The organism is Pseudomonas pseudonitroreducens (assembly GCF_021603645.1).
In the GTDB taxonomy this organism is placed as follows: Bacteria; Pseudomonadota; Gammaproteobacteria; order Pseudomonadales; family Pseudomonadaceae; genus Pseudomonas; species Pseudomonas pseudonitroreducens.
Genome location: NZ_BQHJ01000013.1, coordinates 124447 through 139541 on the forward strand (window position 1 = coordinate 124447; position 15095 = coordinate 139541).

Below are 15095 nucleotides of genomic sequence, written 5' to 3' on the forward strand. Positions count from 1 at the left end.
ATGTGCCAGCAACGGCGCCTTTTCCCACCAGTCATAGCTGTCAGTACGGATCACTTTCGGAGTGACAGATGGCGAGTTGGGTGCGGGTAGTGGCGGGGCTGCTGGTCGTCGGGCAACTCAGCGGATGTGCCAGTGGTGGCGGGCTGACCGAAGGTGGCAAGAACGCCTTGATCGGCGTTGCCGCAGTGGCGCTGGTGGCGGGCTTGGTGATCATGTCCAAGGACGACGATGACGACGACCGGGATTGCCGCCAGCACCACGGCCGCTCCGATCGCCGTTACTGCAACGACTCGCACTACAGCCACGATCGCTACCGCAATTCCCGTGATGATCGCTGGTGATCGCCTGGCTCCGTCAGTTTCGTGACGGAGCAAAACGACAAACTTGTGACGCACGTCCCGAACAGCTATGGTGGCACTTAGACCTCCACGAGAAGAGGTGAGCGTGCCACAACAACAAAGCTGGCTGGACGACGTCCGTTCCAATGCCTATGCCGAACAGCTCTCCCGGGGCTTTCGCCGCCTGCGTTTCGAACCCGACCTCGAAACCCAGTACCGCCATTACCTGCTCGAAGACAGCTTCGATCTCAAGCGCACCGCGCTGACCATCGGCGTGCTGATCTGGCTGGCGCTGGCGGCCATCGACTTCCTCCTCATCCGTGGTCCGGAACACTGGCAGATGCTGGCGGTGCGCATCGGCGTACTGGTCCTGCTGGGTGTCTGTGGCGGGCTGATCCTGCAGCGTCGGCATATCCACCTGCTGGTGCCGCTGAGCCTGGCCTGCATCCTCAGCGTCGGCATCGGTGCGGCGGCGGTGGCGGGCATCGCCCACACAGTGGACCAGAGCTATCCCTACGAAGGGCTGTTGCTGGTCAGCATGGCTGCGTACTTTCTGATCGGCCTGCGCTTCGCCGAGGCGGTGGGCTGCGCTTCGGTGATCCTGCTGGCCTACGTGGGCTTCGAGCTGTACGCCGGGCTGCCGCTGCCCAAGCTGATCAGCAACGTGGTGTTCCTGCTGTTCGGCAACCTGGTCGGTGCGGTGGGTTGCTACCTGCTGGACTACAAGTCCCGCCAGCATTTCCTGATCAGCCGCCTACTCAAGGTGATGGCCGAGCATGACGCGCTGACCGGCCTGCACAATCGCCGCAGCTTCAACCGCCAGCTGGAGCGCCTGTGGCGCCAGGCGCAGCGTGAGAGCGTGGGGCTGGCACTGCTGCTCTGCGATGTCGACCACTTCAAGGCCTACAACGACCGCTACGGCCACCAGGCCGGCGATGGTGTGTTGCAGCGTATCGGCGAGGTGCTGATGGCCAGTGCCCGGCGCCCGCTGGATATGGCTGTGCGCCTGGGCGGCGAGGAGTTCGCCGTGCTGCTCTATGGCGCCAGTGAGCGCGAGGCCAGGGAACGCGCCGAGGTAGTGCGCGAGTCGGTGCAGGCCCTGGGTATCGCCCACGAGGGCTCGCTGACGGCCGACGAGGTGACGCTGTCCATCGGTGTTTCCTGCCTGTGGCCGGAGACCGGCCACCCGCTGCGCAGCATCTATGAGCACGCCGACCGTGCGCTCTATGAAGCCAAGGCGTTCGGACGCAACCAGGTCGTCGCCTGATGGCCCATTCCGTCCCCCGAGCTGGCGCCGTGCGTGACTGCGGCGTGCGCAGGCCCGGTGCTAGCATGCGCCGGACCTTGCCAACGAGCCCGCGCCCATGCAGCAGCTGATCCAGCCCAACGGCCAACCGCACTACGGCATCTTTCCCGGCACACCGACGACCATCAACCACCGCGACTTCGATTTCCGCTCACCGATGGGGCGCCGCCTCGGCGCGCTGAGCAAGTGGCGCAGCTTCCACCAGTTCCAGTACTTCGGCCTGATCAGCCCGACGCTGATCGGCGGTTGCGCGCTGGCTGACCTCAGCCTGCTGTCCATCGGTTTCGTCTACCTCTACCACCCTGAAAGCGGGCGGATGATCGAGCGCCAGTTCAAATGCCCGCTGGGCATGGGCTCGAACTTCTCGCAGACGCCCAATGATGGAGTCTGCGAGCTGCGCCAGGGGCGTAACCTGCTGCGTCTTGAGAATGGCTCCTCGCCGCTGGAGAAGCGCCTGCTGGTCGAGCTGGATGACGGCACCCGCATCGACGCGCGCTTCAGTGAGGAACAGCCCGCGTTCGAGCCCATGAGCCTGTGCACCCCGACGGCGGTGAACGGTTGGGTCTACGCACGCAAGGTGGCCGGCGTGCATTGCCACGGCGAGGTGCGCAGCGCGCTGGGCGACTACGACCTGCGTGAACTGGATGCCTATGCGCACCACGACTGGTCCGCCGGCTACATGCGCCGCGAGACCTTCTGGAACTGGGCGTGTCTGTCCGGCGAGGCGCAGGGCCAACGCGTCGGGTTGAACCTCTCGTGCGGGGTCAACGAAACCAGCTTCACCGAGAATTGCTACTGGCTCGAAGGACAGTTGCTGAAGGTCGACAGCGTGCGCTTCGAGTTCGACCGCGATCACCCGCTGCAACCCTGGACCATCCGCTCCTACGACGGCCAGGTCGAACTGCGTTTCGAAGCCCACGGCCTGCACCAGGAGCGCCTCAACCTCGGGGTGCTGGCGAGCAACTTCAAGCAGATCTTCGGACGCTTCAGCGGCGTACTCAAACCACCGGGGCGGGCGGAGGTGCGCATCGACAATCTGTGGGGCTTCGTCGAAGACCAATATGCGAAATGGTGAGGCTTCAGGTCACACCCTGCGACAATCTGTCATTGTACGGGCTTGATTAGCTGGCTAATAATTAGTCAAATCAACTTAGCCGATTCACTCCCGAAATTTGCGGAACAATGTCAGATAACGATAAGCACTACTTCGGTACCCAACTGGCCCAGGCTTCGCGTGCATGGCGGGCTGAACTCGACCGCCGTCTCAGCCACCTCGGCCTGTCCCAGGCGCGCTGGCTGGTGCTGCTGCACCTGGCGCGTCATTCCGCCGCGCCGACCCAGCGCGAGCTGGCCCAGTCGGTCGGTGTCGAGGGTCCGACCCTGGCCCGACTGCTCGACGGTCTCGAGGCCCAGGGCTTGGTCCGCCGCCAGGCCGTGGCCGAGGACCGCCGCGCCAAACGCATCGCCCTCACTCCCAAGGCAGACGTCCTGATCGCCGATATCGAGAACATTGCCGCCGCCGTTCGCAACGAAGTGCTGGCGGGGATTACCGAGGAAGAAATCGCGCTGTGTCAGAAAACGCTCAGTCGAATTCTCGGCAACCTCGAGCGAAACTGAGCAATTCATCACGTTATTCGGGTAAAGTAGCCATTTTTCTGGCGGTCCTTGACGAGGCCGCTGGCCATTCGCTATCCATCTCTTAACCATTCGCCGGTTTTTCGACGATTTATCTTGACCAATTCTCGTGCAACACCTAATCCGTGATATCAGACGGCCTGTACCCTGCAAGGTACAGAGGGGTGGTGCGTGACGGTCTGCAGTCCGGCATGGCTTCAAGTATGTGGACAGGCTCAGCCTGCTGCTTTCGAGTAGTCAGGGAATGGCGTGCAGACCCGGACAATGGGATGGGGTTATGGCTCGAATAAATAGAATTCCGCTGACGCTTGCCGCACTTTCGGTTTTTGTCTCCGCTCACGCGAATGCCCTCGGGCTTGGCGACATCACGCTGCATTCCGGGCTGAATCAGCCGCTGGATGCAGAGATCGCGCTGCTCGAAACCGGCGACATGACGTCCGACGAACTGATAGCGAAGCTCGCCAGTCCCGCCGACTACGAGAACGCTGGCGTCGACCGCTTCGTGTTCCTGCAGAGCCTGCGCTTCACCCCGGTGATCCGCAACGGTCGTGGCTACATCAAGGTGGTGTCCACGCAGCCGGTGCATGAGCCGTACCTGAACTTCCTGATTGCGGTGGAGCGTCCCAACGGGCGCATGCTGCGCGAGTACACCCTGCTGATCGACCCGCCGGAGTACAACAGCGCCAATCGCAGCATGGCTGCCAATGTGGCGCGCAGCGATGCGGCTCCTTCGCAGTCTTCCAGTTATCGCCCGGACAGCTACCGTTCCGAACCCGTGCGTCGTGCGCCGGCGCAACCGCCGCTGCCCGCGGGTGATGGCCGCTATACCACGGTGCGCAATGACACCCTGTGGAAGATTTCGTCGCACCTGAGTGGTTCCGCTGCCTCGCGTACACAGTTGATGGACAGCATCGTCGCACTGAACCCGCAGGCCTTCGTCAATGGCGACCCGCATCGGTTGAAGGTTGGTCAGACGCTGATCCTACCGCAGGGCCAGCAATATGGCGGTGGCGCAACCGTTGCCGCAGCAGCGCAGCCGTCTGCCGTGTCCCCCGCAGCAACTGCCGCACAGACCTCCGGTGGCGCGCCGGCGCCTGCAGCCGCTGTGGCTCAGGCGCAAGGCAATGCCGTCGTTCCGGCGGCGCCGGCTGCTGACGCCAACCTCGCCAAGGTCGAAGCCGACCTGGTCCTGGCCAACGCCCAGCGCGACCAGATGAACCAGCGCATGGACGACCTGCAGAAGCAACTGGAGTCCCTCCAGCAGGCGTTGCAGAGTCGCGATCAGCAGGTGCAGTCGCTCCAGGCCGAACTCGACCGGCGCCAGGGGGCGGTCGCCTCCGGCAATGCGCCGGCAGTCATTACGTCGGCGGTTGATGCTCCGACCAGTAATGCACCAACCACCAATGCACCGACCAATGCCGTGCCTGCTGCCCCTGACGCCGTGGCGCCAGCGCAACAGGCTGCTCCTGCGGCAAGTGCCGCTCAGCCGGCAACCCCGGCGCAGGATGCGCAGGGCACCGCTTTCAACTACTGGCCGTGGCTGGGCGCAGGAGCGCTCGGCGCGCTGCTGGTCGGCCTGCTGTTCGCACGTCGCAAGCGCGAGGAAAAGCCGGTCGAGATGCCGCCCCTGCGAGCCGCCGCGCCTGCGCCGGTCCAGCCGCTGCCGCCGGCCAAGCCGTTGGCTGCGGCGGTGCTGGCTCCGGTACCGGTGCCACATCCGGTCGTGGTGGCCACACCGGAGCCGGGCGTCGCCCGCCTGCCGGCTGCCAGCGCGGACAGCCTGGAAGGTGCAGATATCTACATCGCCTACGGCCGCTTCACCCAGGCCCGCGATATGCTGCGCAAGGCGGTCAACGCCGAGCCGGGCCGTCGCGAGCTGCGCATGAAGTTGCTGCTGGTTCTGGCCGAGCTGGGTGATGTGAGCGGTTTCCAGGAGGAAGAACATGCCCTGGTGGCCGCCGGCGGTGATCAGAAGCAGATCGACCAGCTCAAGTCGCGCTACCCGGCGATGCTGATTCGCCCCGAAGACACCCTGCAGCCGCCCACGGGCGAAACGCTCACCGACTGGGACGACCTGGAACTGGGCGAACCCGTTAGCACTCCGGTGGAGCAACCCAGGGCCACGCAGGAACAGCCAGACTTCGCCATGAACCTCAGCGAGCTGTCGCTGGACCTGGACTGGGACAAACTCGACAACCCCTTCGAGTCGCCAAAGCAAGGCAAGGCAGCACCCAGCGCCGCCCAGGAAGTGCCGTCGGACTTCCGCAGCAACTTGCACGAGCTGCCGGAAATCACCGAGCTGGACCTGGGCGAGCATGGCGAGATGTTCGGCCATGGCAGCAAGGCCCAGGTAGAAGACGACCTGACCTTCGACCTGCCGGACGATATCGGCCACGAGCATGACGAGTTGCTGGCCAGCCTCGATCGCGCCCGCCAGTGCATCGATCAGGGCAACCTGGAAGAGGCCTACGCTATTCTCAAGCAGGTGATCGCCAGTGGCGATTCCAAGGCCAAGGCCGAGGCGCGCGAACTGCTGGCGCTGATTGCCTGACCCGCTGTCTGAATGAAAAAGCCCGGCACCTGCCGGGCTTTTTCATTTGCGAGAGGTAGATATTGCTCTCCTCCCGAGAGTGGGGCCGCGATGGCTGTTGCAGGAGCGAGCTTGCTCGTGAACGGTGTTTTCCGGCGGGTTTGCCGCTGGGCAGTTCGCGAGCAAGCTCGCTCCTACAGGTTTCCTGCACCTTCTGCGTGAGGCCTTAGAAATTGCGGCCCAGGTTGATGTAAACCGCGTGCTCGCTGGCGTCGTTCAGGCCATAGCTGAACGACAGCGGTCCCAGTGGCGTCTCGAAGCCCATGAGAATACTGCCGGCGTTGACGTAGCCGGTGTCGTAGCTGTTGTCGTTGTTCCATACCCGCCCGCGTTCCAGGCTGCCGCCCAGGTAGAAGGGGAAGTCCAGTGGCAGGAAGGAGCGCTCGGTCATGCGCCGGTAGTAGATGACCCGCCCGAGGCTGTAGTTCTGCCCTGCCAGTGCGTCCTGGCGGTAGCCGGAAATCTGCCGCGCGCCGCCCAGCAGGAAGCTCGACACCACCACGTCGGCATCATCGAGCGTGCGTCCGTAGCCACCGCCCAGCACCCAGGTGTTCGGGCCGCTGCTCAGCGCCTTGTCCAGCCGGAAGTCCCATTGCCGGTAGCGGTCGTCGTCGCCCAGGGACGGCGTGTGCTCGCGGAAGGAGGTCTGGATGTTCTCGCCTTCGCGGGGGAAATCCACGTTGTCCATGGTGTCGAAGGAATACTGCAGCTGGGCGTAGCCTTCGTTGAAGTGATAGTCGGGCAGGCTCTGCTCGCCGACCCGCACGTCGGCCTTGCCGAAGGCCTGGGCCACGCCGAGGCGGAACTCGCCGTTATTGGCGATCTGCCGGCCAAGGTTGATGCCATAGCCATAGCGCTCCAGGCGGTACTCGGCAATCGGGTCGTCGTTGTCGGTGGCCTCGACGTTCTGTGCTTCGTTGAACAGATAGGGCGCGACGAAGTAGCGCGAGCCCACGTCCAGCGGCTGGTAGAACTCGCTGTAGACTTCCTGCTGGTCGCCGATCTGCAGGCGCGTCAGCCATTCCGCGCCGAGTCGGTTGATGCCGTTCATGCGGTAGCTGCCGCCGACGTTGAAGGTGCTGTCGCCGCGCAGGTCATCGGAGAGGTTCAGGCCCAGGCGCAGATAGTCGGTACCGCCGCGCTTGCCGTAGGCGTGGATGACCAGCACGTTGTCGGACTTGCCATCCGCGCTCTTCTTGTTGTGCACCACGCGGTACTGCACCTGGTCGAAGTAATCCAGGCCGTAGAGGGTGCTCATGTCGCGCTGCAGGCGTTCCAGGTCCAGGTGCTCACCCAGCGGTTGGCGGATGTAGTGAAGGATGACGTCATCGCTGACCTTGGAGTTGTTCTCCACCTCGATGCGATCGATCACCGGCTGGCGCTCGCCCGGGGTGCGCGCTTCGCTCAGCGCCACGGCTTCGGCGTCGGCAGGCTTGCGCAAGGTTGCCAGGCGCGGGGCGAGGATGCTGGTGGCGCGGTAGCCGGCATCGATCAGTTGCGGCACGCGGCCGAAGTCGGTGGAGCTGTAGCCGCTGAGCGGCGGTTGCACGAGGATGTCGCTGGATTTCAGGGTGGCCAGTTGCGCCTCGGAGTTCTTGCGGGTCATCAGGGTCACCGACTGGTTGAGCATGTCGACCACCGTGGTCAACTGCTTGCGGTCCAGCAGCGGGTTGCCGATATCGACCACGATGACCACGTCGACGCCCATCTGCCGTGCCACGTCCACCGGGATGTTGTCGACCATGCCGCCATCCACCAGCAGCTTGCCGTTGACCTCCACTGGCGCGAACACGGCGGGGATCGACATGCTGGCGCGGATTGCCTGGGGCAGGTGGCCCTTGGAGAACACCACTTTCTCGCCGGTGGAAATGTCGGTGGCCACCGCACGGAAGGGAATCGCCAACTGGTCGAAGTTGCGGGTATCGCTGGTGTGCACCAGCAGGCTTTCCAGCAGCATCGACAGGTTCTGCCCCTGGATCGCGCCCAGCGGCAGGCCCAGGGTGCCGTCGTCGCGGAAGCTGAGCTTCTGCTTCACCAGGAAATCGCGGTCGTCCTGCTTGCGGCGGAAGGGCACGTCGACCCGTGGCGGCGAATCGGACAGCGCCTGCTTCCAGTCCAGTTCCAGCGCCAGTTGTTCCAGCTCCCTGGGCGTATAGCCCGCCGCATACAGGCCACCGATCACCGCGCCCATGCTGGTGCCGGCGATGGCATCGACGTGGATGCCCTGTTCGTCCAGCGCCTTGAGCACGCCGATATGCGCCAGGCCACGCGCCGCGCCGCCGGAGAGGACCAGGCCGATCTTCGGCGGAGTGTTGGCCGCCAGGGTGCCGAGGGGAAGGAGCAGAAGGAGAGCGAACAGCAGTCGGCGCATGAAGAGAAGAGTCCGGTAGGGCGTTTCAGACCGGTATTATAGGTTCGCGTCCTACTGCAGAGTCTGATTCATGTCCGAAGCCAAAGCCGAAATCGTCATCACCTATTGCACCCAGTGCCAGTGGCTGCTGCGCGCCGCCTGGCTGGCCCAGGAGCTGTTGAGCACCTTCGGCGACGACCTGGGCAAAGTCAGCCTGGTGCCGGGGACGGGTGGGGTTTTCCACATCAGCTGCGATGGCGAGCAGATCTGGGAGCGCAAGGCCGACGGCGGTTTCCCCGAGGCCAAGGTGGTCAAGCAGCGCGTGCGCGACCGCATCGATCCGCAGCGCGACCTGGGCCATAACGATCGTTCCTGACGAGTTGCGCTACCGGTCGGCGGAACCATTCGATAGCTGGCTAACTTCCTTGCTTCATATCAACGGGGTACAGCGGTACCACTTTTAGTCTGAGGGCACCCATTCTCCACAGGAGGTGCCTTCATGAGCATCATTGTCACTGGCGCCGCCGGCTTCATCGGCAGCAACCTCGTCAAGGCGCTGAACCAGCGCGGCGAGACCGACATCATCGCGGTCGACGACCTGACCGAGGGCGACAAATTCGCCAACCTCGCCGACTGCGACATCAGCGATTACCTCGACAAGCGCGACTTCATCGAGCGCTATGCCCGTGGTGATTTTGGCGTGGTCCGTGCGCTGCTGCACCAGGGCGCCTGCTCCAGCACCATGGAGCGCGACGGGCGCTACATGATGGACAACAATTACCGCTACAGCTGCGAGTTGCTCGACGCCAGCCTGTCGCTGGGCGTGCCGTTCCTCTATGCCTCGTCGGCAGCGGTGTACGGCGGTGGCCAGGAGTTTCGCGAGATGCGCTCCTGCGAGCGGCCGCTGAACGTCTACGGCTATTCGAAGTTCCTCTTCGACCAGCGCGTGCGCAAGGTGCTGCCCACGGCGCGCACCCAGGTGGCCGGGTTCCGCTATTTCAACGTCTATGGGCCGCGCGAGCAGCACAAGGGGCGCATGGCGTCGGTGGCCTTCCACTGCTTCAACCAGTTCCGCGAGACGGGCAAGGTGAAACTGTTCGGCGAGTACGGCGACTACCCGGCCGGGGGACATCTGCGCGACTTCGTTTCAGTGGAGGACGTGGCGAAGGTCAACCTGCACTTCCTCGACAACCCCGAGCGCAGCGGCATCTTCAACCTGGGCAGCGGCCGCGCCCAGCCCTTCAACGATGTGGCCCTGGCGGTCATCAATACCCTGCGCGAACAGCAGGACCAGCAACCGCTGACCCTGGACGCCGCGATCCGCGCCGGGGTACTGGAGTACATCGAGTTTCCGGATGAGCTGCGCGGCAAATACCAGTGCTACACCTGCGCCGATATCGCCTTCCTCCGCGAAGCGGGCTACCGCGCGCCGATGATGGGCGTGGAGGAGGGCGTCGAGCGTTACTGCCGCTGGTTGCTGCAACAGGACTGATACCGCGTGTATCGGGCTTTTTACCCAGTCTTTACCCAGAGCTGACACTGCGCACGGGGCCGGCGCGAGACAATTCTCACCACGAAAGGCGGGCGGTGGATCGCCCGTGACCGGAGGTGAAATGAAGCTGTCCTCGCGCATTGCGCTGAAATCCGTCGCCACGCTGCTGGCCCTGAGCCTGTCCGCCGCCGCGGTGGCCGGCCCTCATGGCCCGGGCGGCCCCGGTGGTCCGGGGCCTGGTCCGTACCATGGCTGGGGGCCGGGGCATGGCTATGGCCTGCCGGATTACGCGCGGGAAGTGTGGATCGGCAGCATGCTCTACTTCGTCGCCGCCGGAACCTACTACCTGTGGAATGCCGATCGCCGCCAGTATGTGGCGGTGGAAACGCCGCCGGCCGTGCAGGTTGCGCCGACCACCAGCTATGAGGTGATCGCCTATCCCGCCAGCGGCCAGTCGCCGGAGCAGCAGAGCCGCGATCGCTACGAATGCCACAGCTGGGCCGTCGGCCAGAGCGGCTTCGACCCGGCCGCCGCCACCCAGGCGCCACCGGCGGGCATGTCCGATACCTACCGCCGCGCATTGGGCGCTTGCCTGAGCGGGCGCGGCTACAGCATCAACTGATTTCCCGGCGCCTTATCCACAGGCGCCATACCGAACAGGCCGCCTCGCAGGCTGTCGTGCGATGACTCCTTGGCATTCCCTCCCCGGGGCAAGGTTCGAGATACGCACGCTGCGGGGCGGCCTTCTTTTTTGCGCAGCCACTACCCGGCAACTGACTGTAGGAGCGAGCTTGCTCGCGAACAGACCTTGCTCCGCTGCCAAGCGCTTCGCGAGCAAGCTCGCTCCTACAGGTCGTCAATGCGAGCCGCGTGCGCTGAGGAAGGTCGCGAAGATGATCAGCGCGCCGCCCGCCAGCATCCGCAGACTCGGCTCTTCGCCGAATAGCACGGCGGCGAAGGCGATGCCGTAGACCGGCTCCAGGGCGAAGATCACCGCCGCGGTGCGTGCCTTGATCAGCCGCAGGCTGGCGACGAACAGGCTGTGCGCGACACCGGTGCAGAGCACGCCCAGCGCCACCAGCCACAACCAGTCCATGCCGCGAATCGCGGGCAACTCGAAGAGCACCAGGGGCAGCAGGCAGGCGATGATCGTCAGGTTCTGGCACAGCGCCGCCTGGATCGGATCGATGCCGCGCACACTCACCCGGTTGGCCAGTGACAGCAGGGCGAACAGCAGGCCGGAGAGGGTGCCCCAGAGCAGGCCGGCGGTGGCGCCGTCGCGCAGGTCCAGGGTTGGCGTGACCATCACCAGGCCGATGCATACCAGCGCCACCACCAGGTATTCGCCCTGGCGGATGCGCTCGCGGAACAGCAGGCCCTCCAGCAGTACGGTGAAGGCCGGGAAGCTGGCGAAACCCAGGGTCGCGACGGCGACGTTACCGACCTTCACGGCGAGGAAGAACGTCAGCCAGTGGGTGCACAACAGCACGCCGCCACCCAGCAGCATGGCGGCTTGCCTGAGTGTGGGGCGCTTCTGTTGCCGTAGATGCCCGGCGAAAACCGCCGCCAGCGACAGTGAGCCGAACAGCGCGCGGCCAAAGACGATGACCAGAGGGCCGGCGAGGATGAGCTTGCCGAAGATGCCGGACAGCCCGAACATCAGGGCGCCGATGTGCAGGCCGATCAGGGCGCCGCGGGGAGTGAGTTGGGTTATGCGATTCATGCCTGAGCTCCCGCCGATTGCTGTGGCGGGGCCTTGTCGGGAAAGAGGCACGCGCGCCGGGCCAGCCGCCGCGCGGTAAAACAAAAGTCAGGCCAGTCGTGCGCCATTGGGCAGCGGCTTGTCGAAGCCGGCCAGCACCACTTTCTCGTCGCTGTCGTAGGCACCGGTGACCAGCACTTCCGAGCGCACGCCGGCGATGGACTTAGGCTCGAAGTTGCACACGCAGAGCACCTGGCGGCCGATCAGTTCGTCGGCTTCATAGTGCGCGGTGATCTGCGCACTGGAGGTCTTGAGCCCCAGTGGGCCGAGGTCGACCTGGAGGATGTAGGCGGGTTTGCGCGCCTTCACGTTGGGTTCCGCCTGGACGATGGTGCCCACGCGCAGTTCGACGCGCTCGAAATCCTGCCACTCGATGGTGTCTGCCGACATCGCTGCTCTCTTCTGTTAACCAGTTCGATGGCCGGCAGTCTAGGCCCTGGGCGCGTGGCTGTCTGTCGCGCGGCTAGCGGGAATTGTCGCGCGCCTGCTGGCGCAGTTGGCGCGGGGTGGTACCGAACTGACGCACCAGCGCGGCGGTGAACGCGCTCTGCGAGGCGTAGCCAACTCGTGCGGCGATTTCGCCGACCGACTGGTGCGAGCCGCGCAGCAGGTCGCAGCCCAGTTGCAGGCGACGTTGGCGCACGTAATCCATGGGCGTCTGACCGGTTTCGGCGAGGAAGCGGGCATGGAAGCGCGCGGCGGACAGCCCGGCGAGCCGTGCCAGGTCGGCCACTTGCAGCGGGTGCGCAGCATGGCGGTCGATGTAGCTGTCGAGGCTGGCCAGCGGCAGTTGCGCCGGCTCCTCGATGCGCTGCTGGCCGGCGGCGAGGCTGGCCAGCAACAGGATTGCGCCCTGGCGCGCCAGCACCGGGTCATGCAGCGAGCTGCCAGCGAGCCAGTGCACCAACTGCGCCTGGTCGTTGCTGAGCAGGCGCTGGCCGGGGGTTTCCAGCAGGCGTCGGCCGGCGTCGCTGTGCAGGCCCAGGCTGCCGAGCAGGTCTTCTTCGTCTTCCAGGTCCACCACCAGGCAGCGGCTGCCGTCAGGGCTGGCGCAGGCGTGGTGCTCGTCACGCGGCACCACGGCGAAGGTCTGCCGGGTCACCAGGCTGCCGCGCCCGCCCACTTCGAAATCCAGGCTGCCGGACAGCCCCAGCACCAGCTGCGCATGGCTGTGGCTATGGGCGAGGTGGTCGTGGCTGTAGTTGCGCAGGGAGAGGATCTGGCTCATGCAGGGCTGCTTTCTGTGCTGGCTGGCAGGCTGACAGTCTAGCGCGCCGTGGGCTGTAACGGGACTGTCGCCAGTCGGTCATGTGGACTTCACCGCCCGCGTCGACACTCGGAGAAACCCCACTGGAGGTCGCCGACGATGAGCAGCGCGCAACGCATGACGCCGACGAAGAAACAACGGGTACGGACCTTGTGGATATCCGATGTCCACCTCGGTACCCGCGACTGCCAGGCCGAACACCTGGCCGGCTTCCTCAAGCGCTACCACGCCGACCGCATCTACCTGGTGGGCGACATCATCGACGGCTGGAAGCTGCGCGGCGGCATCTATTGGCCGCAGGCGCACACCAACGTGATCCGCCGGCTGCTGACCATGAGCAAGCGCGGCACCGAGGTGATCTACGTCACCGGCAACCACGACGAGTTCCTGCGCCGCTATTCCTCGCTGCTGCTGGGCAACATCCGCCTGGTCGACGAGATCGTCCACACCACCGCCGACGGCCGCCAGTTGCTGGTGATCCATGGCGACCAGTTCGACGTCATCACGCGCTATCACAAGTGGCTGGCCTTCCTCGGCGACTCCGCCTACGAGTTCACCCTGACCCTCAACCGCTGGCTGAATCACTGGCGCAGCCGTTACGGCTATGGCTACTGGTCGCTGTCGGCGTACCTCAAGCACAAGGTGAAGACGGCGGTGAACTTCATCAGCGACTTCGAGGAAGCCATCGCCCACGAGGTACACAAGCGCGGCCTCAACGGTGTGGTCTGCGGGCACATCCACCACGCGGAAATTCGCCAGATCGGCGAGGTGGAGTACCTCAATTGCGGCGACTGGGTGGAATCCTGCTCGGCGCTGATCGAGCACTGGGATGGCAGCATCCAGCTCTATCGGCTGGCCGAGGAGCAGGCTCGTGTCGAGGAGCCCGCAGTGGTCGAGTCGGCAGCATGAGGCTGCTGATCGTCACCGATGCCTGGCTGCCGCAGGTCAACGGCGTGGTCACCAGCCTCAGGGCGCTGGTGGCAGAGTTGGAGGAAATGGGCCATGTGGTCGGCCTGATCACCCCACAGGACTTCCGCCACCGCCCGTGCCCGAGCTACCCGGAGATTCCGCTGGCGTGGGACCTGTGGAAGGTCGGCGAGAAGATCAGCCGCTTCGCTCCGGACTGCGTCCATCTCGCCACCGAAGGCCCGCTGGGTTGGGCCGCTCGGCGTTGGCTGGTGCGCCGGGGCCTGAAGTTCAGCAGCGCCATCCATACGCGCTTTCCCGAGTACGTGAACAACCGCTGGCCCTGGCTGCCGCTGGATTGGGGCTATGCCTTCCTGCGCCGTTTCCATGCACCGAGCCAGGCCGTGCTGGTGAGCAGCGAGCGCATGTGCGGGGTATTTGCCGATCACGCCTTCGGCAACCTGGCGCTGTGGCGCAAGGGTGTGGATATCCGGCGCTTCCAGCCGGGCACAGGCGCGCCGCGGGAGGCGCCGGTATTTCTCTATGTCGGCCGGCTGGCGCGGGAAAAGAATCTTGTAGCCTTCCTCGCTCTCGACCTGCCGGGGTGCAAGCGCGTGGTGGGCGATGGCCCGCAGCGCGCCGAACTGGAGGCGGCTTATCCACAGGTGGAGTTTCTCGGCTATCGGCACGCCGACGAACTGGCCGAGGCCTATCGCAGCGCGAGCGTGCTGGTCTTCCCGTCGCTCACCGACACCCTCGGCCTGGTGATGATCGAGGCGCTGGCCTGCGGAACACCGGTAGCTGCATTCCCGGTGGCGGGGCCGCTGGATGTGCTGCAGCAGGGCGTCACCGGAGTGATGGACACCGACTTGCGCAGCGCCTGCCTGCGGGCGCTGGAACTGGATCGCCTGGCCTGCGTGCAATGGGCGCGCGGGCAGACCTGGCGGGCGTCGGCGCAGGAATTCCTGGCACTTCAGGTGCGCCTGGCGGAGCTGCCGGTCAGCGAGAGGCCGGACTACGTGAACGGTTGATCAGAACAGCCGGCGATCATGGTCCAGGCTCTGGTCCACCAGCCATTTACCGTGAGCGATGGAGGCGTGCTGTGCCTTCTGCAGATCCGACATGAAGGCGAACTCCACCGGCAGCGTCTTGCGCCTGGTGGTCTGCCCGTCCGGAGCCGTGATGTGGCAGCCGGCAGCCCAGGGCGTGGGGATACCGGGGTGTTCGACGACATCGGCGGTGATGGTGTACTGGCGGTACTCGCATTGCATCAGGCTCATGGGACGTCCTCCTGGCGGTTCGCCAGCGGCCCGAAACGGGCGGGTGGCGGGCGGAACGGTGCCGACGCCGCGCGCCGGCAAGCCTTGATAACCCCCAACATAGACCACCTGACAGACCTTTCCGTCGGATACCGACGAACGTGAATGTCACCTTGGCCGGAGATTTCCC

The 15095-nt window shown here is 65.1% G+C and carries 15 protein-coding genes; 10 read left to right on the plus strand and 5 right to left on the minus strand.

Annotation, left to right across the window (positions count from 1 at the left end):
* Positions 1–68 precede the first annotated feature (68 nt).
* The 5 genes from L6D89_RS27145 to L6D89_RS27165 all read left to right on the plus strand — a co-directional run bounded on the left by L6D89_RS27145 (position 69) and on the right by L6D89_RS27165 (position 5830).
* Positions 69–341: a hypothetical protein gene (locus L6D89_RS27145; RefSeq protein ID WP_236171483.1), complete on the plus strand. Its 273-nt coding sequence runs from the start codon at positions 69–71 to the stop codon at positions 339–341.
* Between the two features lie 67 nt (positions 342–408).
* Positions 409–1605, plus strand: coding sequence for a GGDEF domain-containing protein (locus L6D89_RS27150; RefSeq protein ID WP_236171482.1), 1197 nt, complete (start codon positions 409–411; stop codon positions 1603–1605).
* 97 nt (positions 1606–1702) lie between these two features.
* On the plus strand, positions 1703–2719 hold the full coding sequence (locus L6D89_RS27155) for a DUF2804 domain-containing protein (RefSeq protein ID WP_236201722.1): 1017 nt from the start codon (positions 1703–1705) through the stop codon (positions 2717–2719).
* Between the two features lie 107 nt (positions 2720–2826).
* Positions 2827–3261, plus strand: coding sequence for a transcriptional regulator SlyA (slyA, locus tag L6D89_RS27160; RefSeq protein WP_236171480.1), 435 nt, complete (start codon positions 2827–2829; stop codon positions 3259–3261).
* Between the two features lie 295 nt (positions 3262–3556).
* The gene (locus L6D89_RS27165; RefSeq protein ID WP_236201723.1) at positions 3557–5830 is read left to right on the plus strand and encodes a FimV/HubP family polar landmark protein; all 2274 of its coding nucleotides are present in this window, start codon (positions 3557–3559) and stop codon (positions 5828–5830) included.
* Between the two features lie 205 nt (positions 5831–6035).
* On the opposite strand, the gene L6D89_RS27170 is transcribed toward L6D89_RS27165, so the two are convergent.
* Entirely contained in the window at positions 6036–8240 is a 2205-nt protein-coding gene (locus tag L6D89_RS27170) for a patatin-like phospholipase family protein (protein ID WP_236201724.1), read from the minus strand.
* 70 nt (positions 8241–8310) lie between these two features.
* Between L6D89_RS27170 and L6D89_RS27175 the strand changes: the two genes are divergently transcribed.
* From L6D89_RS27175 to L6D89_RS27185, 3 genes are all read left to right on the plus strand, one after another.
* On the plus strand, positions 8311–8595 hold the full coding sequence (locus L6D89_RS27175) for an Rdx family protein (protein WP_236201725.1): 285 nt from the start codon (positions 8311–8313) through the stop codon (positions 8593–8595).
* A gap of 123 nt (positions 8596–8718) precedes the next feature.
* Positions 8719–9711 (plus strand): ADP-glyceromanno-heptose 6-epimerase, encoded by a 993-nt coding sequence (gene rfaD, locus L6D89_RS27180; RefSeq protein ID WP_236171476.1) that lies wholly within the window; start codon positions 8719–8721, stop codon positions 9709–9711.
* A 121-nt stretch (positions 9712–9832) separates the two neighbouring features.
* The gene (locus L6D89_RS27185) at positions 9833–10333 is read left to right on the plus strand and encodes a hypothetical protein (protein WP_236201726.1); all 501 of its coding nucleotides are present in this window, start codon (positions 9833–9835) and stop codon (positions 10331–10333) included.
* 234 nt (positions 10334–10567) lie between these two features.
* On the opposite strand, the gene L6D89_RS27190 is transcribed toward L6D89_RS27185, so the two are convergent.
* The 3 genes from L6D89_RS27190 to L6D89_RS27200 all read right to left on the minus strand — a co-directional run bounded on the left by L6D89_RS27190 (position 10568) and on the right by L6D89_RS27200 (position 12701).
* On the minus strand, positions 10568–11434 hold the full coding sequence (locus L6D89_RS27190; protein ID WP_236201727.1) for a DMT family transporter: 867 nt from the start codon (positions 11432–11434) through the stop codon (positions 10568–10570).
* Between the two features lie 87 nt (positions 11435–11521).
* Entirely contained in the window at positions 11522–11863 is a 342-nt protein-coding gene (locus L6D89_RS27195; RefSeq protein ID WP_236171474.1) for a tRNA-binding protein, read from the minus strand.
* A gap of 73 nt (positions 11864–11936) precedes the next feature.
* Positions 11937–12701, minus strand: a complete 765-nt coding sequence (locus L6D89_RS27200) for an AraC family transcriptional regulator (RefSeq protein WP_236201728.1) — start codon at positions 12699–12701, stop codon at positions 11937–11939.
* 138 nt (positions 12702–12839) lie between these two features.
* On the opposite strand from L6D89_RS27200, the gene L6D89_RS27205 reads away from it, so the two are divergent.
* Positions 12840–13649, plus strand: coding sequence for a UDP-2,3-diacylglucosamine diphosphatase (locus L6D89_RS27205; RefSeq protein ID WP_236171472.1), 810 nt, complete (start codon positions 12840–12842; stop codon positions 13647–13649).
* The gene (locus L6D89_RS27210; protein WP_236201729.1) at positions 13646–14677 is read left to right on the plus strand and encodes a glycosyltransferase family 4 protein; all 1032 of its coding nucleotides are present in this window, start codon (positions 13646–13648) and stop codon (positions 14675–14677) included. The genes L6D89_RS27205 and L6D89_RS27210 overlap by 4 nt, the downstream gene beginning before the upstream one ends.
* Here L6D89_RS27210 and L6D89_RS27215 read toward each other — a convergent pair whose 3' ends face one another.
* Positions 14678–14926, minus strand: a complete 249-nt coding sequence (locus tag L6D89_RS27215) for a hypothetical protein (protein WP_236171470.1) — start codon at positions 14924–14926, stop codon at positions 14678–14680.
* Between the last annotated feature and the right edge of the window lie 169 nt (positions 14927–15095).